The following is a 22917-nucleotide window of genomic DNA, read 5'->3' on the forward strand; positions in this document are numbered from 1 at the left end:
GCTGATCCCTGCCTTGGAGATTTCCCATGCCCCCGACCTCGCCGGGCCGCGCGCCCGCGCGTCGCCTCGCGGCCTACGCGCGCGCGCTCATCATGAGCACGGCCCTGATCGTCGCCACGCCCGCCTTCACCCAAACGTCGTCCGCGCCTCTGTCGCTGGACGAGGCGCTGCGGCGAACCCTTTCGGCCGACCCGTCGCTGGCCGGCGTCAAGGCCCGCCTCGACGCCTCGAAAGCCAATGTCCGCCAGGCCAATGTCCGGCCCAATCCCAGCCTTGGAATGGAGGTCGAGAACTTCACCGGCAGCGGGCCGTTCTCGACGTTGGGCCGCACCGAAGCCACGCTGTCCTACCAGCAGACCTATGAGCGTGGCGGCAAGCGCCAGGCGCGCACCGCCCTGGCGCAGCGCGAGATCGGCCTGGTGGAAGCCCGCGCCCAGATCCGGCGCCTCGACCTGGCCAAGGCCGTGCAACTGGCCTTCGTCGATGTCCTGGCCGCGCAGGCCGAGGTCGCCGTGGCTGAAGAGCGCCTGGCCGTGGCCCTGCGCGCCGAGCGGGAAGTCAGCCGCCGCGTGGCCGGCGCGCGTGACCCGCTGTTCGCCGGGGCCCGCGCCGAGGCCGAACTGGCCCAGGCCAGGGTCAGCCTGGATCGGGCCCAGACCAACGGGCGCGACGCGCGCGCGGCCCTGGCCGCCTATTGGAGCGGCTCGGCCGAGTTCTCGGTCCCGGAAGACCTGTTCGAAGACACCCGCCGCTCAGGTGGCGCGACCGCCGCGGTCGATACGCCAGACCTGAAGCTGCTGGCCGTCGAGCAGGACGTCGCCACCGCCCGCATCGCCGTCGAGCAGAGCCGGGCCGTGCAGGACCCCACCGTCAGCCTCGGCGTCCGCCACCTTCAGGACGAAGGTGCGGTGGCCCTGGTGGTCGGCGCGAGCATCCCCTTGGGCCGCTACGACACCAACCGCGGCGCCATCGACCGGGCCCGTGCCGAACGGGCGGTGATCGCGGCCGATCTGGGCGCCTTCCAGATTGAACGCGAGCGCGAGATCGCCCGCCTGATCGCTCGCCGCGCGGCCGCCGCCGCCGAGGTCAAGCGGACCGACGCGGAGGTGCTGCCCAATGCCGAGCGCGCCGTGACCCTGGTTCGCGACGGCTTCAATCGCGGCGGCTTCAGCTATCTCGACGTCATCGCCGCCCAACGCGCCCTGATCGACGCCAGGACCCGCCGGGTCGAGATCCTCAAATCCTTCCATCAAGACGGGGCGGCCCTGGATCGCCTGACCGGCGCGCACGCGATGCTCGCCCGCACGGAGCTTCAACCATGAACCCGACCCTGACCCGCCGCCCCCTGTGGGCGCTGCTTCTGGGCACGGCCGCCCTGGGCCTGACCGCCTGCGGGGCCGGCGACAAGGCCGCCAAGCCCGATGACCATGGCGAGGCCGAAGCCGAGTTCGAGCGCGGCCCCCACAACGGCCGCCTGCTGCGCGACGGCGACTTCAGCCTGGAGGTGACGGTCTTCGAGACCGGCGTCGAGCCGGAGTTCCGCTTCTATCCCTACCGCAAGGACAAGCCGATCGATCCGCGACAGGTGACCGTTGAGGTGGCCCTGACCAAGCTTGGCGGCCAAGTGGATCGCTTCACCTTCAATCCGCGGGAAGACTATCTGCGCGGCGCGGGCGTGGTGGCCGAGCCGCACTCGTTCGACGTGGCGGTCAGCGCCGGCGAGGGCGGTAGGACGCACGCCTGGCGCTATGCCTCCTATGAGGGCCGCACGACCATGACCGCCCAGGCCGCCCAGGCCGGCGGCGTCAAGATCGAGACGGCCGGCCCCATGGCGATCGGCGAGACCGTGACGCTCAACGGTCGGATCGAAGTAACGCCGGAAGGCAAGGGCGAGGTCCGCGCCTGGTATCCCGGCCGGATCATGAGCCTGCGCGGCGAGTTGGGCCAGATGGTCCGCAAGGGCCAGATCGTGGCCCGCGTCGAGTCGTCTGAGAGCCTGCAGACCTATTCGATCCCGGCCCCGATCTCGGGCCAGATCATCGAGAAGAACAGCAATGTCGGCGACGTGGCCCATGACCGGCCGATCTTCGTGATCGCCGATCCGACCAAGCTTCACGCCGAGCTGTTCGTCTATCCGCGCGACTCCGAGCGGGTCCGGGTCGGCCAGAGCGTCGAGGTGCGCAGCCTGTCGGGGACCGACCGCATCCTGGCCACGGTGGAGTCGATCCTGCCCTCGGCCGACATGGCCAGCCAAACCCAGCTGGCCCACGTCCATCTGCCCGATGGGGCCGGCCCCGCCTGGCGGCCGGGCCTGGGCGTCGAGGGCGCCGTCACGGTCGGCTCGCGACCGGCGGCCCTGGCGGTGCGGACCAAAGCCATCCAGCGCTTCCGGGACTTCGAGGTAGTGTTCGCCAAGGTCGGCGACACCTACGAGGTACGGATGCTGGAGCTTGGCGTCCGCACGCCCGAATGGACGGAAGTCCTGGGCGGCCTGGAGCCTGGAACCCAGTACGTCACCGACGGCGCCTTCCTCATTCGCGCGGACATCGAGAAGTCCGGCGCGAGCCACGATCATTAGGGGCGCGTCATGCTGAACCGCATCATCGCCGCCTCGATCGTCCATCGCTGGGCGGTCATGGCTTTCGTCGTCGTACTGGCGGGCTTGGGGATCTGGAGTTTCCAGCGCCTGCCGATCGACGCCACCCCCGACATCACCAACGTCCAAGTCCAGATCAACACCGAGGCCGCAGGCTACTCGCCGCTCGAATCCGAACAACGGGTCACCTTCCCGGTCGAGACGGTCATCGCCGGGGTTCCGGGCCTGGAATACACCCGCTCGATCTCGCGCTATGGCCTCAGCCAGGTCACCGCCGTGTTCCGCGACGGGACCGACATCTACTTCGCCCGCCAGCTGATCAACGAGCGCCTGCAGACCGTTCGCGGCCAGCTGCCCAAGGGCGTCGAACCCGAGCTTGGCCCGATCGCAACGGGGCTGGGCGAGATCTTCATGTACACGGTCGAGGCCAGCCCGGGGGCCCGCAAGCCCGGTGGCGAGGCCTACAGCCCCGAGGACCTGCGCACCCTGCAGGACTGGGTGGTCCGGCCACAGCTGCGCAACACGCCGGGCGTCACCGAGGTCAACACCATCGGCGGCTATGTCCGCCAGTACCATGTCACCCCCTGGCCGCAGCGGCTGGCGGCCTATGGCGTGACGATGGACGAGGTGATCGCCGCACTTGAGAACAACAACGCCAATGTCGGCGCCGGCTATGTCGAGCGCTACGGCGAACAATATCTGGTCCGCACGCCGGGCCAGGCCGCCGGCATCGCGGACCTAAATCGCATCGTGGTCGCCAATCGCGGCGGCGCGCCGATCCGCATCGCCGATATCGCCGACGTGGTGATGGGCGAGGAGCTGCGCACCGGCGCGGCCACCGAGAACGGCCGCGAGGTCGTGCTGGGCACGGTGATGATGCTGGTCGGCGAGAACAGCCGCACGGTGTCGCGCGCCGTGGCCGCCAAGCTGGAGGTCGCCGCCAAGGCCCTGCCGGCCGGGGTCACCGCCAAGCCGATCTACGACCGCACCGACCTCGTCGATCGCACCATCGCCACGGTCGAGACCAACCTGGTCGAAGGCGCCCTGCTGGTGATCGTCGTGCTGTTCCTGCTGCTCGGAAACATCCGCGCCGCCCTGATCACCGCAGCGGTCATCCCCCTGGCCATGCTGATGACCATCACCGGCATGGTGCAGACCAAAACCTCGGGCAATCTGATGAGCCTGGGGGCGCTGGACTTTGGCCTGATCGTCGACGGCGCGGTGATCATCGTCGAGAACTGCCTGAGGCGGTTTGGCATGGCCCAGCACCAGCTGGGCCGGCTGCTGTCACGGCAGGAGCGCTTCGACCTGGCCGCGGAGGCCACCGGCGAGGTCATCAAGCCGTCCTTGTTCGGCGTGCTGATCATCACCCTGGTCTATGTGCCGATCTTCGCCCTGACCGGGGTCGAGGGGAAGATGTTCCACCCGATGGCCATCACGGTCGTCATCGCCCTGACCTCGGCCCTGCTGCTGTCCCTGACCTTCGTCCCCGCCGCCGTCGCGCTGTTCGTGACCGGCAGGGTCGAGGAGAAGGAGAGCAAGCTGATGGGCCTGGCCCGGCGCGCCTATGAGCCAGCCCTGGCCACGGCCTTGCGGTTCAAGACCGCCTTCGTGGCCGGGGCGATCGTCCTGGTGCTGATCGCCGGCCTGGCCGCCTCGCGCATGGGCTCGGAGTTCATTCCCAGTCTCGACGAAGGCGACATCGCCCTGCACGCCCTGCGCATTCCTGGGACCAGCCTGACCCAGGCGGTGAAGATGCAGACGGCTTTGGAGGCGCGGATCAAGCAATTCCCCGAGGTCGACAAGGTCGTGGCCAAGATGGGCACCGCCGAGGTGGCCACCGATCCGATGCCGCCCAGCGTCGCCGACACCTTCGTGCTGCTGAAGGATCGCAAGGACTGGCCCGATCCGCGCAAGCCCAAGGCCCAGCTGGTCGCCGAACTGCAGGAGGCCGTCGAGACCGTGCCGGGTAATAATTACGAGTTCACTCAGCCGATCCAGATGCGCTTCAACGAGCTGATCTCCGGGGTGCGCTCGGACGTGGCGATCAATGTCTATGGCGATGACCTCGACGTCCTGCTGCAAACCGGCAAGGCCATCGAGGAGGTGGTCGGCAAAATCGAGGGCGCCCAGGACGTCAAGGTCGAGCAGACCACCGGCTTGCCGGTGCTGCAGATCACCCCCGACCGCGACGCCCTGGCGCGGTTTGGCCTCAACATCGCCGATGTCCAGGACGTGGTCTCCGCCTCGATCGGCGGCGCGACCGCGGGCCAGATCTTCGAGGGCGACCGGCGCTTCGACATCGTCGTGCGCCTGCCGGAGGTGCTGCGACGAGACGTCGACGAGATCGGTAGGCTGCAAATCCCCCTGCCCGCTTCCGACGGCGCGCGGGGCTTCGTGCCCCTGGCCGACGTCGCCAAGGTCGAGGTGGTGATCGGTCCCAACCAGATCGGCCGCAGCGATGGCAAGCGCAAGGTCGTGGTCACGGCCAATGTCCGCGGCCGCGACCTCGGCTCGTTCGTCACCGCCCTGCGGAAGGCGGTCGATGATCGAGTCGAGGTTCCGACCGGCTATTGGGTCGATTATGGCGGCACCTTCGAGCAACTGACCTCGGCCGCGCGCCGCCTGCAACTGGTCGTGCCGGCCGCCCTGTTGGTGATCTTCGGCTTGCTGTTCCTGCTCTTTCGCTCCTGGAAGGACGCCGGGGTGGTGTTCTCCGGCGTGCCCCTGGCCCTGACCGGCGGGGTCGCGGCCCTGATGATGCGGGGCCTGCCGCTGTCGATCTCGGCGGCGGTCGGGTTCATCGCCTTGTCGGGCGTCGCGGTGTTGAACGGCGTGGTGATGGTCACCTTCATTCGGAGCCTGCTCGACGAAGGCCGAAATCTCGAGGACGCGATCCGCGAAGGCGCCCTTGGGCGTCTTCGCCCCGTGCTGATGACCGCCCTGGTCGCCAGCCTCGGCTTCGTGCCGATGGCGTTCAATGTCGGGGCCGGCTCGGAGGTGCAGCGTCCGCTGGCCACCGTGGTGATCGGCGGCATCGTCTCCTCGACGATCCTGACCCTGCTGGTGCTGCCGGCGCTCTATGCCCTGGCCTCTCGGCGGCGCAAGCCCGGGGAGGTCGCGGCCTGATCCTCCTGAGGAGCGCTCCCGCCCGCCGGCCCCTGGCCGAACGGCGGGAGCGTCTCCATCTTCGGCAGTAGGGATCAGCCCGACGACGCCTCAAGGATACAGGATGCCGGACCGCGCCGAGCACTGGGAAACCCTCTACGTCACCAAGCACGCCGACACCGTCAGCTGGTATCAACCCGCGCCCGCGCCTTCGCTGGACGCCCAGGCGCGGATCACGCCCGCCAAATCCAAAGGATTGATCGATGTCGGCGGTGGCGCCTCCAACCTCGTCGACGCCCTGCTCGAACGCGGCTGGCGTGACCTGGCCGTGCTCGACATCGCCCAACCGGCCTTGGACGTGGCGCGAGCCCGACTTGGGGAAAGGGCTGACGATGTCGAATGGATCGCCGCCGACATCACGACCTGGCGGCCGGAGCGCCGCTATGCGATCTGGCATGACCGGGCGGTGTTCCATTTCTTGACGGAAGCCGCCGACCGGGCCGGTTACCGCGCGGCGCTGGAACAGGGCCTGGCGCCCGGCGGCGCGCTGTTGATGGCCACCTTCGCCCTGGGCGGCCCCGAACGCTGCAGCGGCCTGTCGATCGTCCAATACGGCCCCGAAAGCCTATCGGCCGAACTGGGCGAGGCCTTCAGCCTGCAAGACAGCTGGCGCGAGGACCACGTCACGCCGGGCGGCGGCGTGCAGGCCTTCAACCGGTGCCTGTTTCGCAAGACGGGCTGAACGGCCGGCCGGTCGGCATCCCCTGAAAGCCGTTGGACGCTATCCCCTCCAGGAGGATCGGTTCTAGCCATGGTCCACGTCGTCCATGAAACCCACCCCGAGATCGTCAATCGGCTCAAGCGAGCCGAACGGCATCTGCGCAAGACCATCGCCATGATCGAGGCGGGCCGCACCTGCCTGGAACTGGCCCAGCAACTTCACGCCATCGAGAAGGCGGTCGCCGCCGCCAAGAAGACCCTGATCCACGACCATATCGATCACTGCTTGGCCCACGCGGCCGAGGACGATCCCAAGGGCGCGGCGCTGGGCGGTCCGCGCACCGTGAACCTGCACAGCTATTGGGACAGTGTCGTGGTCGATGGCCTGGGGCCGGACGCCGAGACGATCGCAAAGGCGCTCAGCGCCCAGATCACCCCGGCGCAACGCAAGGCCTGGGCCAAGGACGGGCCCAAGGCCTGGGCGCTGGAAAGCTATGCGGTGGCCAAGGCGAGCGCCTACACCCTGGGCTCGGCGCCGGGCTGCGCTTCGGACACCGCGCCGATCGCGCTGCCCGACGGCTACGAGGCCAAGGCGCGGGCCGCCGCCGCGCTGCAACTCCAACGGGCCGGGGTGCGACTGGCCTATGAGCTCAATCGCGCCCTCGGCTAGGTGGGTGAAACCACGACGTCAGCGGTTCCAGAACACGTGGACCTCGTCATGAGCGGTCTTGATCGTGAAGATGTCGCCATTGAGCTCAGCGTCGCGGCCCATGGCCTCCCAATCGATGTAGTAGCGCAAGCGCTCGGGGATGGCCGTGGCCTCCTCGGTCACCTCCTGGATGCAGTCGGCAAGGCTGTCGAAGACGCCGTGATAGTCCTCGACCAGGGCCGTTCGCGCCGCCTCCAGGTCGTCGCCGAAATGCTCCAGCACCAAGGCGCCCAAGCCGCCGTACACACGCAGGAAAGCGGCGATCTCCACCACCTTGTCGATCCCGGCATATTCGGCGATCTCGACCCCGCCAAAACCCTCGTGATCATGAATGGCGTATTCCTCGGCGCCGGGCACGGGCGAGGCCTTCAGCATGGCGTTGATGGCGTCGCGAACCGTGTCGGTGTTGGCGTCGTCCTCGACATCAATCCAGACGCCATGCAGGCGCCCGTTATTGTAGGCGGCCAGACAAGCGACGTAGATCCGAGGCTCAAGTTTTTCAGCAACTTCTCCCATCTTCCTCATCCTCAAAACAGGGGTTCAACATGAACCCTTGCCCGTCGGCGAGACCGGGGGTGCAAGCGGAGCGGCGGCTTCGCGGGGACCCGGCTGGCAGGCCGGCAAAGCCGGCCGAAGCTGGGCGGAAGACGATCCGAAGCGCGCCGGGGGCGGCGCCCCAAGCCAAGCGCCCGCGGACGCGGGCGAAAAAGACCCTGCTAGATCATCATGCCCCAAGGGGACCTGAACTGCCGGGCCTTGCTAACCTGATCGCTTGAACCTCACGCGGTCCTTGCCGACCAGAAGGAAGGCGTCATAGCCGGCCTCGCGCCAAGCCTTCCGCTGGACATGGGCCGTGTCGGGGTCGGTCACGTTCGCCCACCATTGCGGCCGAGTGGCGCTCTTGGGGACCATGACGCCAAGGGTGCGCTCGATCTCGGGGAAGGTTAGTTCGAACTCGGCGTGCCGTTGGCGACGCAAATGTCCGCACAGGGGATCGTACTTGGCCATCCAACCAGCATGACGGAACGATCCGGACCCGTCCAATCCGCCCCCAATACAGCTTCATTGGAGAACGGGCTTGAAATGGAGCGGCGCAAGCCGTTCTTCCGCTGAACCGCTGCCTTGTGATCGCGTGGCCCTTTCCGAGCCGAAACCCGACGGAGCTGACACTTGACCTCTATCCCCGAAGCTCGAACCCCCAATCTGGTCGATCTCCATGTCGGCGGTCGCGTTCGCATGCGCCGCAAGATGCTCGGCGTCAGCCAGGAACATCTTGCCGACGCGCTCAAGCTGACCTTTCAGCAAGTCCAGAAGTACGAGCGCGGCGCCAATCGGGTCAGCGCATCGAAGCTGTACGAGATCGCCAAGACGCTCCAGGTCCCGGTGTCATATTTCTTCGACGGCCTTGCCGATCCTGTCACCGATGAGAGCGACGATGTCGGCGAGGCGGCCAATCGGGTCATCACGGACTTTCTGAATACGCCCGAGGGCCTGGAACTGGCGGCGATCTTCCCGAAAATTGGAAAGGGTCGTGTCCGCCGCCAGATCCTGGATCTGGTTCGCGCCATGGCGGACGACGATGGCCAGCAGAAGTCGTCGTAGGGATTAGCGAGGCTTGGCGGTCAGTCAGGCGTGTTGCGGGAGGCGAGGATGGCAAGGGGTACATCAACGGCCCGATGATGAGATTGCATCCCGCAGGGCCCATCCTGGGCTGTCCGATGAGGATGACAGTACGTTCCCGGCTGCACACAGTGCTCTCGACCAACCACCTTGCTCTCCCGCCGGTTCGATAGAGGCATGCGTAACGTCGCCGAAAACGCCGGATTGATCGGTCGCCCAACCAGATTCCGTCACATCCCCCTGCCGATCATGGCTTTCCGACCCGCCTTCCACGAACAAACCCCCGGTCCGTCTCAATGAACCGCGACAGCATCGGCCCGATCAGCTTGGCTGGCTCGACGGCCTTGCCGCCGGTCTCCGCGCCCAGGGCCTGGCCATAGGCCACCAGGTCCCGGTGCAAGACGGCCGGCAGGTCCAAGGTGACCTTGACCGGGGTGTCGTCCTCGATCGGTCCCAACTTCAACTTGGTCATGGGCGGCGTCCTTCGTCATAGGGCTCAAGCACAAGATCCCGGGTCAACAGCACGCGCAGCGGCGCGCCGGGCCGAATGGTCAGGGTCGGGGCGCGAGCCAGACTGGAGCCGGCCATCTGGCGGCCGACATCGCCCGCCGCGTCCGAGGCGCCCCGGCGCACCGCTCGCGCCAGATCGGACTCGTCCGACGCGCCCGCCTCGGCTCCGACCGCGAGCAAGGTGCTCAAGGCCGCCGCCGCCAGAACCTCCCGGCCATTGCGATCGACGCCGTCCTGCAGTCCGGTCATGCCCAGCACATCGGCCGCCGGCAGCGCCCCCTGGGCCTGCCGCAGTCGTGCCCGCGACAGGTCCAGCTTGACCATAGTAAAAACTAACCTATTGGCAGATATGAGTTTTCATGGGTTGTGCGAGCCGAAGGAGCACCATAATCAGCCCTATTAACCGTCACCGCTATCATGGGGTGACAAAGCGCGTTTCCCCCGGCAGGCTTGGCTCTCTTTTGATTCCCAGCAGATGAGCTGACTTATGAACGTTTCGGATCTGATCGACGCCACCGTGGCCGCCGACGACAAGCTGACCAAGGCCCAAGCCAAGGCCATCATCGACGGCGTCTTTAAGTCGCTAACCGATGCGGCCGTGAAGGGCGAAGAAGTTTCAATCCCGGGCTTTGGAAAATTCAAGGTGCAGGCCAAGCCGGCCCGCACCGGCCGCAACCCCTCGACGGGCGCGGCGATCGAAATCGCCGCCAGCAAGAAGGTCGCGTTCACGCCGGCCAAGCAGCTGAAAGACGCCGTCAACGCCTAATTCCACGGCGAGCGGTCGGTCTCCTGCCCAGGGCGCCCGACCGCTCATCCTGGCCCGCCGTCCGCCAGAGACAATACCGGACCGCGCGCCCGCGTCCGATGAAGGGGTACGCCCCCACGTCTGACAGTAGCCTCCTGAATGCTTAAGGCGTTCCGACGACGTTTCGGGGCTCGCCCGCCGCGAACGCTTCGATATTGCCCAGTGTGATTTCCATGATCCGCCGCACCGCCTCGTCGGTGTCATAAGCGATGTGCGGCGTCACGATGACATTGGAAAATTTCAGAAGGGCGTGATTGGCCACCAAGGTCCGCATCCCGTCCGCCCCAAGGCCTGAGCCGGCCCGGAAGATATTGGCCTCGTCACGCAGCCAGGGCTCTTCGCTCAGCACGTCCAGCGCCGCCCCGGCCAGCCGTCCCTCGGTCAGGGCGTGGATCAGAGCCTCGACATTGACCACACCGCCGCGCGCGGTGTTGACCAGCACCGCGCTCGGCTTCATCCGCGCCAGCGCCTCCGCCCCAATCAGGTCGCGCGTGCCCTCGCCGCCCGGAATGTGGAGAGTGAGGACATCGCAGGTGGCGAGGAGTTCGGGCAGCGCCACGTAGCGCATCCCCAGCGTCGCCTCCAGGCCGGGATCCGGATAGGCGTCGAAGGCGATTACGGTCATGCAGAACCCCTTGGCGATCTGGATCACCCGTCGGCCGATCCGGCCGGTCCCGACCACCCCGAGAGTCTTGCCGGCCAGGTCGAAACCGCGCAGTCCCGTCTGGCTGAAGTCACCACGCCGGGTTCGCGCTACCGCTTCCGCCACCTTGCGGGCCAAGGCCAGCAACAGGCCGAAGGTATGCTCGGCCACAGTGGGGTCGCCATAGTCGGGAACGTTGCAGACAACGATCCCAGCCGCACGGCAGTAGTCCAGGTCAATATGGTCGTAACCGGTGGAGCGGGTGGCGATCAACTTCAGCTGGCAAAACGGTCGAAGCGCCTCGGCGGTGAGCTTGGAATCAATGAAGGTCGAAAGGACCTCGACCTTCGCCACATCATCCAGCCCCGCGACGTCCAACGGCCCCGACATGCAGCGGACGGAATGGGCGGGCGCCAGCCGCTGGGCCGCGTCGCGTTCCCAGTCCTGGGCCTCGGAGATCAGCACGTCCATCAATCAGCGCTCCCGCGCCTACTGACGCGGAGTGACGAGAGCACGGGCGGGAGCCTGACGCCATTCCGGACCGCCACCTAGGTCAGGAGGAACGGCTCGAGCCGGTTGGTGGAGTCTGGCCAGCGAGGCAGAATGGCGACGTAAACGGTGTAGTCCGCCACGCCGAAGATCAGCGCGCAATCAATTCCCCGCCGCCAGGCCCAGGAGTCGAACGATGGGCCAGGACGCCGAGCGATCCAGCGCTGGCCCCATCGCCTGACACATCAGCGCCCCTATGCAGCAGATGATCGGCCGGCGCACGGACCCGTCCCAGAAGTGCGACGCCTGGACGCTGATCCAACTCAGGGTCATGGCGGCATAGGCCAACAGCCAGATACCCACCGTGGCGATCAGGATCGTCGGGGTTGGCGTAGGACGGGCGGGGATGTCATTGGCCCATTGTGGCCGCTGACGGCGGCCGCGCAAAGCGTCGTTCGCAGATGTCAGGGGACTGGCAAGACGCCAACGGCGACGGAGCCAACTCGCGATTCTGTGGCGGCCAAGTTGTTAATCGAGGGACTTCATTTCACCGCGATCGGATCACCCGCTTCGACCTTTCGGTCCGAAACACCGTGCCGTCCCGGTTCGTGCCGCTCGTGCCGCTCGTGCCCCTGGTGGGCAACGAGGACAGCAGCGGGCTCGTGTTGCGAGCCGATATCTTCAACGTCTTCAACCTTCAGGGTGGCGCCGGCTACGACGAGTTCGGTGAGACGGCCGGCGGTCATCCCAGCGCCACCTACGGCAAGGTCCGGTCCTACCAGACGCCGCGCTCGGTGCGTCGGGCTTCGGCTGGCAATTCTAGTGCGAACACGGCTGCGGGACCTTCGCGTCCCGGGCAATTAATCTCGAAGCAAAGGGCGCCGACTCCGTTGGCGTTCTTTGCGCGACCGGGCCACAACCGCAGCCAAGCGCCGCTCGCGCAAAACGACGTCTTGATATCCATCCACGTTTGGATGACACCGGTTTCCTAGAAGACTCGAAAATGAGCGGAATTCAGGGAGGGCGTCGTGTCCCGGAAAACCAAGATCACCCTCAAGGCCTCGCTGCTGCTGTCTGCGGCCTTGATCGCCAGCGCGGGGTCGGTCCATGCGGCGGAAGCCGGGCCTGGCGGTCTGCTGTTTCATTTGTCGGGCGATAAGGGCCTCACCGCCGATCTCGCCGGCGGTGTCGCGACCCCCAACTTCGCTGACAAGGTCAAGATCAAGGCCGATCCGGTGCGCGGGGCCTATATCGAGGCGGCGGGTGATCAAACGCTCAGCTGGATGGCGCCGGGCAATATCTACGCCCAGCGCGGGACCCTGAGCTTCTGGTGGCGCGCCCGCGATCCGGTGGGCACAACGCCCTTTCCGCTGTTTCGGGTCGGCTATGCCGATCACACCAGCTGGGACATGACCTGGCTGCGCATCGACTGGAACGGCAAGGGCTTCGACGCCTTCGTCACCGACGACAACCTCTCCAGGGTACGGGTCAGTACGATGGCGGTTCCCCCCCGGCCCGACCAGTGGATCCTGGTGACCTTCAGCTGGGACGAAGCCAAGGAAATCGCCCTCTATATCGACGGCAAGAGCGTGGCCTCAAAGGCCCAGGCTGCGGCGCTGGATGCGGGGCTCGATCAGTTCGGACCCCATAGCCGGGTGATCTCGCCTCACCAGGTGCAGAGCGCTTACCAGTTCATCCGCGGCGGCGATGTCGACGACATCCGGGTCTATGACCATGCCTTGGGCGGCGCCGATGTCGCCGGGCTGGCGGCGGGCAGGGATCCGGCGTCGGCGGCCGCGCCGGCCGTGGCTGACGCCAAGACCTGGCTTTACCGCTATGGCTGGGACCGCCCTGGCGCCCTGGCGCCCTATTTGGCCGATCCCGCGACCCGCATCCGCAAGGTCGAGTTCACCGACCAGTTCGACCTGAAGCAACGCATGTCCCAGGGCTCGGACGGCATCGCCGAAACCACCTGGCCAGGGGTCTATAATCGATCCAAGCTTCCGGGCCGCCACGACTATTTCGAGCTCCCCGACTGGAACACCTATGTCGAGGGCGGCAAGGCGATCACCTTCACCCTGCCTCAGGAGCCCTGGAACCGGCTGGAGGTCCAGGGGGCGGCCTATGGCTCACTGACCGCTATCAATGGCGCGGGCGCCGAGACGCTGCTGGCCAAGCGCGCCCAAGGCCCCTTGCGGACCTTCAACAGCTTCGCGGCCTTGACCGGCGGCAAGCTGCGGTTCGACAATACCGTCCAGGAGACCCCGATCCAGGAGTTGGCGGCCTACAATGTCGCCGCCGGGGCCGAGCCGGGCGGTTTCACCCTGAGCTATGTGGTGCGCCCGCAGGCCGACCCGGCCGTCTATCCGAGCCTGGATGATCTCACCGCTTTCGTGAAGGGCCGCTACCCGGCTGGCGAAAGAACCATCCTGGCCGCCCTGCCCGCCTCGGCCCCGGTCAAGCCGGAGGCCGCCGCATCGGCGTCAACTCTGACCAGCCCCATCCTCCACGTCCTGATTCCCGCCGACTTCCGCCTGGGCCGCCCTGGCGGCGCGGTCGGCAAGTTTCAATACGGTTGGCAGGGCCTGGACATGGGCCTGGACGGCGTGGCGCTGGACATCCCGGCCCTCAAGGTCGCGGCCAGTGCAGGCGGACTGATCCCCCTGAACATCAAGGTCAAGGACCCCCTGTGGCCGGGCCGCGACCTGATCGACATCAATGTCTCGGTCAAGCCGGGCGAGGCACGCACGATCTTTCTTGATACCCGCGACCGCATGCTACCGGCGGGCGCCAGCCTCTATCTGTCGATCGCCAGCGCCGCGCCCGATTTCGACGCCAGGGCCCTGGACGCCATGGCGGTGCGCCTGAAGTTCAAGCCTGCGGCCGACAGCAAGGCCGAACACGTCGCCGACCGCCTGGCCCAGGCGCGCGACAACCTGGCCTTCCTGGTCGAGGAGCACGACGTCTCCAAGCGCCTGGCCCGCTACGCGCGGCTGGACCTGGAGCTGTCGGACCTGCTGAAGGTCGATCCCACCAACAAGCACGGCCGCGAGATGTGGGCCGAGCTCAATCCCGAGCAACCCGGCGTTCCGGTCACACTGCCGGTCGCGCCGGCCGGAATCCCCAAATGGGCCTTCCTGCAGGTCGAGGATCTGAAGCGCATTCGCCACTTCATCGAGTGGTGGATCGACAAGCGCCAGGACGCCTTTGGCGACTTCGGCGGCGGCATCTCCGACGACGATGACCTGACCCAGCAATGGCCGCCGCTGGCCCTGATGGGCGACATCCCCGACAAGACCACCGCCTCGCTCAACGCTCTTCTCGACGCGGCCTACCGGAACGACATGCTTCCGCTGGGCTTGTCGAAGATCAAGACCGACGAGCTGCACTCCTACGAGGAGGCCATCAATTTGAAGGCCGAGGCGATGTACACATCGTACGGCGACCCCAAGGTCGTCGAACGCCTGATGGAGACCGCCCGGGCCTATCCGACCATCGCCAAGGCCGGCGCCGATGGTCATACCCACATCATCAGCCGGTTCTTCTCGGCGACCGACGTCTCGACCGACGGCCCATGGGGTTGGTCGCATCCCTATTCCTACCTTATCCTCCACCCGGCGATCGCGCTCGCCGACTTCAACGGCGACCCGACGATGCGCAAGCTAGTCGTCGACCTGGCCGACGGTCACCTGGCGCACGGCAAGCAGGATCCTGACGGGACCTGGCGCTATCCCGAGGAAATCCAGGCCGCCACCGGCGCCTCTCGCGGCGAACTGGCCGGCAAGAGCCGCGGCAATGTCGCGCCCATGCAGATGTTCTGGGCCGCCTGGCGATGGACTGGCGATGACAAGTACTTGCTGCCCCTGAAGGGCGAGATCGCTCGCCAGGCAGGCCGGGGCTTGGACGAGCTCAACAGCGACGTCATCGACATGCTGGGCTTGCGCGCCCAGGCCACGCCGATGATCAAGGGCCAGATCGAGAAGGGAAGCGACGATCCGTTCCTGTTGTACCAGGCTTGGCGTTCGACAGGCGACACCTCCTATCTTGAGCGCGTCTATACGGACGAGATCACCACCGCCGAGCAGCGGATGTGGATGATGACAGACGCCCACTGGTGGAGCGACCGGGTGGAGCTGTTTAGCGACACGCTGCAGCGCTCGCGCCTCGGCGGCATGGCCCTGCGGCGCAACCAGATGGCGCCAGGCCATATCGTTGGCTGGCGGTTCGACACGCCGACAGCGGCCGAAGATGTCGGCATCCTGGTCACCGGCGGCCCCAAGGGGTTCAAGATTACCGGCTATAACCTGACCGGGAAGCCGATCCATGCGGTGATGACCGGTTGGGATGTCACCGCTGGCCAGTGGACCTTGGCCCGGGCGGTCGATGGCGCGGCGGCCGAGCCGGCCTCTTCCGTCGCCTTTGAGCGCACCATTGGGCTCGATGTGGTTTTTGCCCCTGGCCAAACCACGACGTTCGACCTTGCCTTGGTAACCCCCGCCGCGCCGGTCTTCGACCGGCCCGACCTCGGTGTCGGCCAGGACGACGTCAAGGCCGGCAAGGGCCGGCTCACCGTCACGGTCCACAGCCTGGGCGCCAAGCCCGCGCAGGCCAGCGTCGTGGTGCTGGAGGATGCGACCGGCCACGAACTGGCGCGCGCCACCGCCCCCGCCCTCTCCGCGCCCCTCGACCTCAAGCCCAAGACCGCCCAGATCATCCTGGCGTCGACGGCCGGCTGGAAGGCGGGCTATCGGGTGCGCATTCTCACCCCGGCCGGCGCGCCGGAAATCACCCAGCTCAACAACACTGTCATCGCCCCTTGATCAAAAATCGGAGACCCGGAGCCTCACCGCTTCGGAGACGTTGCTTGCCCATGGCCGAAACCCTCACCGTTCCCCGCGATCTCGTCGCGCGTCTGCGCGCCAGGCTGCCCGCCGTCACGCGCGAGCACCTGTTCGACTGCTACGCCATATCCGAAACCACCTGGACCAAGCTGCGCGACGGCAAGCCCGTCAAGCGTTCCACGCTCGAGCGCATCCTGCAACGCTATGAAAGGCTGATGGCTCATGCCGCCTAAGGCGTTCGCCGCCGTCCTGGCCGGCGCGCTGGCTGTCGGCTTGACGGCGTCCAACGGTCTGGCCGCCGAAGTCAGCCGCGCGCCTTACGGTGTCACCGCCGCCGGCCTCGCGGTGGAGATCTTCACCCTGAGGAACGACCACGACATGAGCGTCAAGGTGCTGTCCTATGGCGGGATCATTACTCAGATCAACACACCGGACCGCCAGGGCGTGGTCAAGAACGTGGTGCTGGAGCTGGCCGACCTGAAGGCCTACGAAGCCAAACCCTTCTTCAGCTCGTTGCTGGGCCGCTACGCCAACCGCATTTCCGGCGGCGGCTTCACGCTCGATGGCGTGCGTCACGACTTGCCAAGCGGCCCTGACGGCGTTTCCTCGCACGGCGGCCCGACCAGCATGGCCAAACAGGTGTGGACGGGCGCCCCGTTTCAGCATCATGGCCACGCGGGGGTCACCCTGACCTATGTCGCCACCGACGGCGAAGGCGGCTATCCGGGAACGCTCAAGGTGGCGGTGACCTACACCGTCACCAGCAAGAACGCTCTGCGCATCGACTACCGGGCGACCACCGACAAGCCGACGGTGTTGAACCTTAGCCACCATGTGTATTTCAACTTGGCGGGCGGAGGCACGATCTACGACCAGACCATCCAGGTGTTCGCCAAGGCCTTCACGCCCATCGACGCCCGAAAGCTGGCGGTGGGCACGGTCGCGCCGGTGGCGGGGACGGGGATGGATTTGCGCCAGCCCGGCAAGCTGGGCGCGCGGGTGGCGTTCGACGATCCGCAGATCAAGTTCGCCAATGGCCTAGACAACAACTTCGTCATCGACGGCGGCGGGCGGGGCAGGCTGGTCCCCGCCGTGCACATGACCGATCCCGCCAGCGGCCGCACCCTGAATCTGCGCACTACCCAGCCCGGCGTTCAGTTGTTCAGCGCCAACAGCTTTAACGGTTCGCTGGAGACCCCCGACGGCCGTCCCCTGGGCAAGGGCGCGGGCCTGGCGCTGGAAACCCAGCATTTCGCCGATAGCCCGAACCACGCCAACTTCCCCACCACCGTGCTGCGACCGGGCCGGGTGTTCATGGAAAGCGCCGAGTTCCGGTTCGGGGTCATGAAATAGGCTCGCAGTGCAACCCCCGGCGTCCGCCGACGCTACTCATGCTTACAAGGAGATCGTCATGGCCGACCCGAACACCCCGGACACGCTCGCCAGCTTGAACAAGGCGCTGAGCGATCAGCCGAACCCGAACCTCGACGATCAAGGCGACATCGCCGCCGATGACGCCGGAGCCACGGCCTTGGCCGAAAGGGTCACAAAGGACGCGGGCGTGCAGGGCGAGGGACAGCCCGAGACCTAGACGGTCAGGCGTGCGACGGCCTCAAGCCGCCGCGCTCTGCCGGAACTCGCGGGGCGACTGGCCGTACTGATCCCGAAAGGCCCGACTGAAATGGGCCGAGCCGTTGAAGCCCCAGCGGAAGCAGATTTCCGAGATCGACAGCCGGGCGTGCTGCGGGCTGGCCAGGTCGGTGCGGCAGCGCTCGAGCCGCCGCGTGCGCAGATAGTGGCTGAAGGTCTCGTCGGCGCTGGCGAACAGCTTCTGGACATAGCGGGGCGAGACCCCCTCCTCGTCGGCCACGCGGCGAAGCGACAGGTCCGGATCGGGCAACAGGGTCTCTATGGTCTGGCACAAGCGCTGCAGGTGAGCGGTCGGCGCGCCGGATCCCACGCCGTCCCCAAAGACGTCGGCCTCGGCGCCGCCTTCGACCAGGCAGATGGCCAGAAATTCGGTCAGAGCCAATTCGACCGGCCGAAGCTGATCGATGGTCAGGTCTTCGAGGCCGTCGGCCGTCGCGCGCAGCAAACCCGACAGGATGTGAGCCACGCCGGTCGCGCCCTGCAGCCGGCCGACCCGCAGGCTGACTGGAGCGATCAGCCGGTGATCCAGCGCCACGCGCGGCGCACGGACGAACATCAACCGGCAGCGGGTCGCCAGCCGCAACGCCGCAGCCTGGCCAGTGGGGCCATAGGCGATGTCGCCAGGGACCATGTTCTCGGCCAGATCGTCGGTGACCAGGGTCGCTTCGCCGCTCAGCAGCACCGCCAGCCAGACGGCCGCAGGCTGGCCAGTGCGCCGGCCCGAGATCGCCTGGGCCCCGGCCTCGACCAGGGTGAACTCCAGGCCCAGGGGCGAGGTCTGGCAGATCACCGAAGCGCTGGCCGGCTCGGCGTCCGACAGGCTCTCGATCGGCAGGCCCAGGCGGCTCATCGCCTCTCGCCAGGCCTCGGCCCGTTCGGCGCGGGGGTGGCTATCGGTGCTGAACGACCAGGCCTTCATGGCGCGTCCTAGCCCGTCTTCTTGGGAAAGATGTCGCGCGGGATGCGCACGTGGCAGCCTTGCTTGCCGTCGACCACCTGGGTGACGCCGAAGTCGGACGCTACGCTCATCAGCGAATAGGCGTCGTTTCTGGACAGGCCCACATGGTCGCTGAGCAAGGTCAGCATATTCAACGAAGCGTCACGCATGGCCACATTAAGATCTTCGTGGAAACCATGGACGATCCACCACTTTGGGGTCTCCAGAAGCGGTCCGGGGGATTCGAAATCCTTGCGCAGCACGATCTGCATCAGCACGTTCAGCGAGCTCTCGATCGCCGTGCCAGAAATCTCGCCGTCGCCCTGCGAAACATGGGGGTCGCCGATCGAGAACAGCCCGCCCTCGACCTGGACCGGGTAATACATCGTCGCCCCCGCCCCGATCCGCCAGTTGTCGATATTGCCGCCGTGGGCGCCGGGCGGGATGGTGCTCACCCGGCCGTCGACGGCCGGCGCCACCCCGGCGGTGCCCAGGTGCGGCCGAGCCGCCACGCGCACCCCGTTTAGGGCCGGCTGGCGGTCGCATTCCGGGCAGCTGGTGATCGTGCCGGGGATCAGGTACGTGCCCGGAAAGTCGTATGCATAGAGGGCGCTGGCGGTGTTGGCGTTTTGATCGAGCTCATAGATCGTCACCCGCTCCTTCTCGCCGAATTCCTTGTAGAGGTAGCCCCAGTTGGCGGCGAGGTTTGAGCCGTAATTGTTGCGCGGGACCATGCGGAGGTAGCGCACCTCCAGCACATCACCGGGCTTGGCGTCCTCGACATGGATCGGGCCGGTCATGATGTGGACGCCGGGATTGCGATCGACCTCGGGGATCTCGGTGAAGATCCGCGTGACCGCTTCGTCCATCATCAGATGGGGCGCGTCGCCGGCGTGGTGAGTGATCGCCTCGGCGCTGACCAGGTCACCGCTCCTGATGCGCAGGGACGGCGCGATCGACGGATCGAAATAGCCCCAATGTACGCTCGAAGGCGTGGCGAGCAGCGTGTGCAGCGCCCCGGGCAAGACATCGGGGCGGGACTCACCGGGTTCGCAGATGAAGGGCATCGGGATATCTCCGGTCTTAGGCGGCGGGCGCCAGCGTGACCGAGGTCATGCTCAGCGAGCCATACTCGATGTGGTCGGGGGCGAAGGTGGCGGTGTCGCCCGGCAAGCGCGCGCCCAGCACGTAGAGCAGCGGCCAGTAGTGGTCGGGGCTGGGCACGGACTTGGCCGCGTCCTGCCCCTGGGAGTCGTAGTTCACCGCCCGCTCGGGCGCGTCGTCGGCGACGGACTGCTTGATGTAGTCGTTGAACCGCCGCGACCAGTCATAGGGCGCGCAGTGGCGGTCGCCCCAGTTCATGGCCGGCAGGTTGTGAACGATATTGCCCGTGCCGATGATCAGCACGCCCTCGTCGCGCAGCGGGGCGAGGCGCTTGGCCAGCTCGAAATGCCATTCCGGCGGCTTGCTGGCGGCCATGCTGAGCTGCACCACGGGCACGTCGGCGTCCGGATAGACCTTGCTCAGCACCGACCATGTGCCGTGGTCCAGGCCCCAGGCCTGCTGATCCAGCACCACCGGCTGCGGGGCCAGAAGCTGCGCCACCCGCGCCGCCAGCGCGGGCGAACCCGGAGCTGGATACTGCACGTCAAACAAGGCCTTAGGGAAGGACGCTCCGAAATCGTGGATGGTGCGCGGGGCGGTCATGGCCGTGACGCCGACACCTTGGGTCAGCCAATGGGCTGAGATGCAGAGGACAGCCTTGGGCTTGCCGAACGCCTCGCCCATGGCCTTCCAGGCCTGAGTAGTGTCGTTGGTCTCAAGCGCGATCATCGGGCTGCCGTGACCGAAGAAGGCGACAGGCATCCGGCTCATGCGGCCACCTCCGGCTGGGCGGCTTGCATCACAGCCCAGGCCTTCTGGTAGCGGGGCGTCAGCCAGCGATTGAACTGCACCTGGGCGCCCTCCTGCCAGCTGTAGCGGCCCCGCACCGCGAACCGCGAGCGCAGGCCCTGCTGGACGAGGGAGTCGACATGCATGTCCTGGGCGATGATCTTCCCCGCAGAGGTCATGATCATCTCCAGCCGCTCTTCGAAGCCGGGGCTTTCCATGGCGCCGGGGGCCACCAGGATGCCGGTATCTTGCTCCATGGTCTCTGGACCGGTAGGCCGCAGGATCAGGTAGATGACCATGTCGCTGGTCATCACCAGCGACAGGGTGGGCGGAACGTTGGCGAAGGTAGCGCGGTTGCGGTCCTCGTCGGTCAGCTTGGGGAAGACCGGCAGCACCGCCTTCTGGGTCGGGTTGAAGCTGGCGTCGGCATGGGTGGTGCCGTTGTAACGCAGGAAGCCGGCGTCGCCCTCACCCGCTTCCGGAAAGCTGCACAGCTCGCTGGGAATGAAGTCGTGCAGCGGGCCGCGATGCAGCTTGTTGGCGTGGTACCCGTCGTTGTTGTTCTCGAACATCACCTTCCAGTTCCAGGCGAACTGGCCGGTCATCGGCGGGGTCAGGCCCTCGGCGTTGGCGAGATCAAAATTGGCGATGGCTGTCTCGACGGCGGTCAGGCGCGGGGCCAGCGCCGGCGCTTCAGCGTCGAAATTAATGAAGATGAAGCCCAGCCAGATCTCGACCTTGAAGGTCGGCAACTGCACCGACCCCTTATCGAAATCGCAGGTGCGCTCCATAGCCGGGGCGTTCACCAGCTCGCCGTTCAGCGAATAGACCCAGTGATGATAGGGGCAGACGAAACCGCGGGTGTTGCCCCGGCCCTCGGCCACCAGCATGGCGCGGTGCTGGCACACGGCCGACATCGCCCTGATCTCATCGGAGCGGTTGCGGGTCACGATGATCGGCTCGCCGATAATCGTGGTCGTGAAGTAGTCGCCCTGCGCCTTGACCCAGTCGACCCGGCCCACGCACAGCCATTCGTGATTGAACAACGCGTCCTTTTCGAACTCATAGAAGGCGGCGTCGGTATAGCAGGCCGGCGGCAGGGTCTCGGCCGAACCAACGTCGAGCATCGAACGCGACAGGCCGTTGAAAAAGCCGTCGTCCAGGTGTGTGGAGGCGGGCGGACTGGTGCCCATGATGCAAGCGCTCCCTTCGAGAGATTGTTACGAAGGCTAGGCCCGGCGCGCCCCAGGGTCTTGCACCAGCGCGCACGATAACTTGGCCGTCGCCTGACGCGCGGGCGGGTTCGCCGTCTTCCGGAGCGGAAACGAGCAAAACACGCGCAGCTTTCAGCGAAGAGAAATTGCCTGAGCGCGCACGGAAAGGGATCGGGCGCGCTCAGGCAAGACGCGCCCTAGGACGACGCCTAGTGTCTGATCACGACACCCGCTCTAAGGATCGCCCCGTGGACATGACGCTCGCCGACGACCTCGTCTTTTCGGAACTGAAGCCGGGGTTTGGGGCCCAGATCCTCGGCGTCGACTTACCCACGGCCACGGACGAGAAGATCGACGCGGTGGTCGGCGCCTTCCACCGCCACGGCGCCATCGTGCTGCGCGATCAGACGATGACGCCAGACGATCTGATGCGATTCATCGGCCGGTTTGGCGAGGCCGAAGACCACACCCAGACCCGGTTCACCCTGCCCGGCTATCCGAAGATCTTCATCCTCAGCAACCGGCTCGTCGACGGCCAGCCGATCGGCGCCCACAATGACGGCGTCGGCTGGCACACCGACTACAGCTACAAGCCCGAGCCGGTGATGCTGACAATGCTTTACGCGGTGGAAGTGCCCGACGAAGGTTCCGACACCCTGCTAGCCGATGGCTGCGCGGCCTGGAACGCGCTGTCGGCGGAGAAGCAGGCCGTGCTGCTGCCGCTGAGCCTGCACCACAGCTACAAGCACTTCATGGCCACCCGGCAGTTTGGCCAGCAGCAGACCTTGTCGCCGGAGCTTGAGGCGGCCAATCCCGACGTCGAGCACCCGCTGATCCGCACCCACCCCGCCGACGGCCGCAAGGCGCTGTGGCCGTCGACCGGAACCGTCACCGAGGTGATCGGCAAACCCGGTCCCGAGGGCCTGGCCCTTATCGACGAGTTGGTGGAGTTCATGACCGGCGACGACTTTGTCTACCGCCACAAGTGGCGGGCTGGCGACCTATTGATGTGGGACAACCGCTGCACCCTGCATACCGGCACGCTCTATGACGACACCCAGTACTTCCGGACCATGCACCGCCTGTGGGTGAAGGGCGACAAGCCAGTCTAGGCTCCAGATCACTTTCGGATCCAACTAAAATCCGCTTCCCCGGCGAAGGCCGGGGCCCAGATGAAACCCA

Annotated in this window: 23 protein-coding genes; 12 read left to right on the plus strand and 11 right to left on the minus strand. The window is 66.7% G+C overall.

All coding sequences use genetic code 11. The features are described from left to right. Window positions 1-26: 26 nt before the first annotated feature. The 5 genes from ACP7AG_RS05480 (at window position 27) to ACP7AG_RS05500 (ending at window position 7094) form a co-directional block, all read left to right on the plus strand. On the plus strand, window positions 27-1322 hold the full coding sequence (locus ACP7AG_RS05480) for a TolC family protein (RefSeq protein WP_426030084.1): 1296 nt from the start codon (window positions 27-29) through the stop codon (window positions 1320-1322). Beyond that, a complete protein-coding gene (locus ACP7AG_RS05485; RefSeq protein WP_426030085.1) occupies window positions 1319-2578 on the plus strand; it encodes an efflux RND transporter periplasmic adaptor subunit in 1260 nt (419 codons plus the stop codon). The genes ACP7AG_RS05480 and ACP7AG_RS05485 overlap by 4 nt, the downstream gene beginning before the upstream one ends. Window positions 2579-2587: 9 nt before the next feature. Further along, complete coding sequence (locus ACP7AG_RS05490; RefSeq protein ID WP_426030086.1) at window positions 2588-5725, plus strand: efflux RND transporter permease subunit; 3138 nt, start codon at window positions 2588-2590, stop codon at window positions 5723-5725. A 103-nt stretch (window positions 5726-5828) separates the two neighbouring features. Next, window positions 5829-6446, plus strand: coding sequence for a class I SAM-dependent methyltransferase (locus tag ACP7AG_RS05495; protein WP_426030087.1), 618 nt, complete (start codon window positions 5829-5831; stop codon window positions 6444-6446). A 69-nt stretch (window positions 6447-6515) separates the two neighbouring features. Continuing rightward, window positions 6516-7094, plus strand: coding sequence for a S1/P1 nuclease (locus ACP7AG_RS05500; RefSeq protein ID WP_426030089.1), 579 nt, complete (start codon window positions 6516-6518; stop codon window positions 7092-7094). A gap of 18 nt (window positions 7095-7112) precedes the next feature. Here the strand turns inward: ACP7AG_RS05500 and ACP7AG_RS05505 are convergent, their stop codons facing one another. Beyond that, complete coding sequence (locus ACP7AG_RS05505) at window positions 7113-7649, minus strand: antirestriction protein ArdA (protein WP_426030090.1); 537 nt, start codon at window positions 7647-7649, stop codon at window positions 7113-7115. Between the two features lie 243 nt (window positions 7650-7892). Next, window positions 7893-8141, minus strand: coding sequence for a DUF7662 domain-containing protein (locus tag ACP7AG_RS05510; protein ID WP_426030091.1), 249 nt, complete (start codon window positions 8139-8141; stop codon window positions 7893-7895). A gap of 162 nt (window positions 8142-8303) precedes the next feature. On the opposite strand from ACP7AG_RS05510, the gene ACP7AG_RS05515 reads away from it, so the two are divergent. Further along, a complete protein-coding gene (locus ACP7AG_RS05515) occupies window positions 8304-8735 on the plus strand; it encodes a helix-turn-helix domain-containing protein (RefSeq protein ID WP_426011766.1) in 432 nt (143 codons plus the stop codon). A 265-nt stretch (window positions 8736-9000) separates the two neighbouring features. Here ACP7AG_RS05515 and ACP7AG_RS05520 read toward each other — a convergent pair whose 3' ends face one another. Both ACP7AG_RS05520 and ACP7AG_RS05525 read right to left on the minus strand, forming a co-directional pair. Then, complete coding sequence (locus tag ACP7AG_RS05520; RefSeq protein WP_426011767.1) at window positions 9001-9225, minus strand: DUF2274 domain-containing protein; 225 nt, start codon at window positions 9223-9225, stop codon at window positions 9001-9003. Beyond that, the gene (locus ACP7AG_RS05525; protein WP_426011845.1) at window positions 9222-9614 is read right to left on the minus strand and encodes a TrbI/VirB10 family protein; all 393 of its coding nucleotides are present in this window, start codon (window positions 9612-9614) and stop codon (window positions 9222-9224) included. The genes ACP7AG_RS05520 and ACP7AG_RS05525 overlap by 4 nt, the downstream gene beginning before the upstream one ends. A 136-nt stretch (window positions 9615-9750) precedes the next feature. Here ACP7AG_RS05525 and ACP7AG_RS05530 point away from each other — a divergent pair, with 136 nt between their 5' ends. Then, window positions 9751-10029 carry an HU family DNA-binding protein gene (locus ACP7AG_RS05530; RefSeq protein WP_426011768.1) on the plus strand — a complete coding sequence of 93 codons (279 nt, stop codon included), beginning with the start codon at window positions 9751-9753 and terminating at the stop codon, window positions 10027-10029. 142 nt (window positions 10030-10171) lie between these two features. Here the strand turns inward: ACP7AG_RS05530 and ACP7AG_RS05535 are convergent, their stop codons facing one another. The 3 genes from ACP7AG_RS05535 to ACP7AG_RS05545 form a co-directional block, all read right to left on the minus strand. Beyond that, window positions 10172-11182, minus strand: a complete 1011-nt coding sequence (locus tag ACP7AG_RS05535) for a hydroxyacid dehydrogenase (protein ID WP_426030092.1) — start codon at window positions 11180-11182, stop codon at window positions 10172-10174. A gap of 180 nt (window positions 11183-11362) precedes the next feature. Then, window positions 11363-11647 (minus strand): hypothetical protein, encoded by a 285-nt coding sequence (locus tag ACP7AG_RS05540; protein ID WP_426030093.1) that lies wholly within the window; start codon window positions 11645-11647, stop codon window positions 11363-11365. A 95-nt stretch (window positions 11648-11742) separates the two neighbouring features. After that, window positions 11743-11946 (minus strand): hypothetical protein, encoded by a 204-nt coding sequence (locus ACP7AG_RS05545; protein WP_426030094.1) that lies wholly within the window; start codon window positions 11944-11946, stop codon window positions 11743-11745. Window positions 11947-12228: 282 nt separating this feature from the next. Here ACP7AG_RS05545 and ACP7AG_RS05550 point away from each other — a divergent pair, with 282 nt between their 5' ends. Genes ACP7AG_RS05550 through ACP7AG_RS05565 form a run of 4 tightly spaced genes read left to right on the plus strand, consistent with a single transcriptional unit; the run spans window position 12229 to window position 17632 of the window. Continuing rightward, window positions 12229-16020: a LamG-like jellyroll fold domain-containing protein gene (locus tag ACP7AG_RS05550; protein ID WP_426030095.1), complete on the plus strand. Its 3792-nt coding sequence runs from the start codon at window positions 12229-12231 to the stop codon at window positions 16018-16020. Window positions 16021-16070: 50 nt separating this feature from the next. After that, window positions 16071-16274 (plus strand): hypothetical protein, encoded by a 204-nt coding sequence (locus tag ACP7AG_RS05555; protein ID WP_426011773.1) that lies wholly within the window; start codon window positions 16071-16073, stop codon window positions 16272-16274. Next, window positions 16264-17394, plus strand: coding sequence for an aldose epimerase family protein (locus ACP7AG_RS05560; RefSeq protein WP_426030097.1), 1131 nt, complete (start codon window positions 16264-16266; stop codon window positions 17392-17394). The genes ACP7AG_RS05555 and ACP7AG_RS05560 overlap by 11 nt, the downstream gene beginning before the upstream one ends. 58 nt (window positions 17395-17452) lie before the next feature. After that, window positions 17453-17632, plus strand: coding sequence for a hypothetical protein (locus tag ACP7AG_RS05565; protein WP_426030098.1), 180 nt, complete (start codon window positions 17453-17455; stop codon window positions 17630-17632). 21 nt (window positions 17633-17653) lie between these two features. Here ACP7AG_RS05565 and ACP7AG_RS05570 read toward each other — a convergent pair whose 3' ends face one another. Genes ACP7AG_RS05570 through ACP7AG_RS05585 form a run of 4 tightly spaced genes read right to left on the minus strand, consistent with a single transcriptional unit; the run spans window position 17654 to window position 21714 of the window. Next, on the minus strand, window positions 17654-18610 hold the full coding sequence (locus tag ACP7AG_RS05570) for a helix-turn-helix domain-containing protein (protein WP_426030099.1): 957 nt from the start codon (window positions 18608-18610) through the stop codon (window positions 17654-17656). Between the two features lie 8 nt (window positions 18611-18618). Further along, window positions 18619-19695 (minus strand): acetamidase/formamidase family protein, encoded by a 1077-nt coding sequence (locus ACP7AG_RS05575; protein WP_426030100.1) that lies wholly within the window; start codon window positions 19693-19695, stop codon window positions 18619-18621. A 16-nt stretch (window positions 19696-19711) separates the two neighbouring features. Beyond that, window positions 19712-20503, minus strand: a complete 792-nt coding sequence (gene ygiD / locus ACP7AG_RS05580; RefSeq protein ID WP_426030101.1) for a 4,5-DOPA dioxygenase extradiol — start codon at window positions 20501-20503, stop codon at window positions 19712-19714. After that, entirely contained in the window at window positions 20500-21714 is a 1215-nt protein-coding gene (locus ACP7AG_RS05585) for an aromatic ring-hydroxylating oxygenase subunit alpha (protein WP_426030102.1), read from the minus strand. The genes ygiD and ACP7AG_RS05585 overlap by 4 nt, the downstream gene beginning before the upstream one ends. Before the next feature lie 275 nt (window positions 21715-21989). Here ACP7AG_RS05585 and ACP7AG_RS05590 point away from each other — a divergent pair, with 275 nt between their 5' ends. Then, a complete protein-coding gene (locus ACP7AG_RS05590; protein WP_426030154.1) occupies window positions 21990-22847 on the plus strand; it encodes a TauD/TfdA dioxygenase family protein in 858 nt (285 codons plus the stop codon). Window positions 22848-22917: the final 70 nt, after the last annotated feature.

Source organism: Caulobacter sp. DWP3-1-3b2 (assembly GCF_049896325.1).
Classification (GTDB): Bacteria; Pseudomonadota; Alphaproteobacteria; order Caulobacterales; family Caulobacteraceae; genus Caulobacter.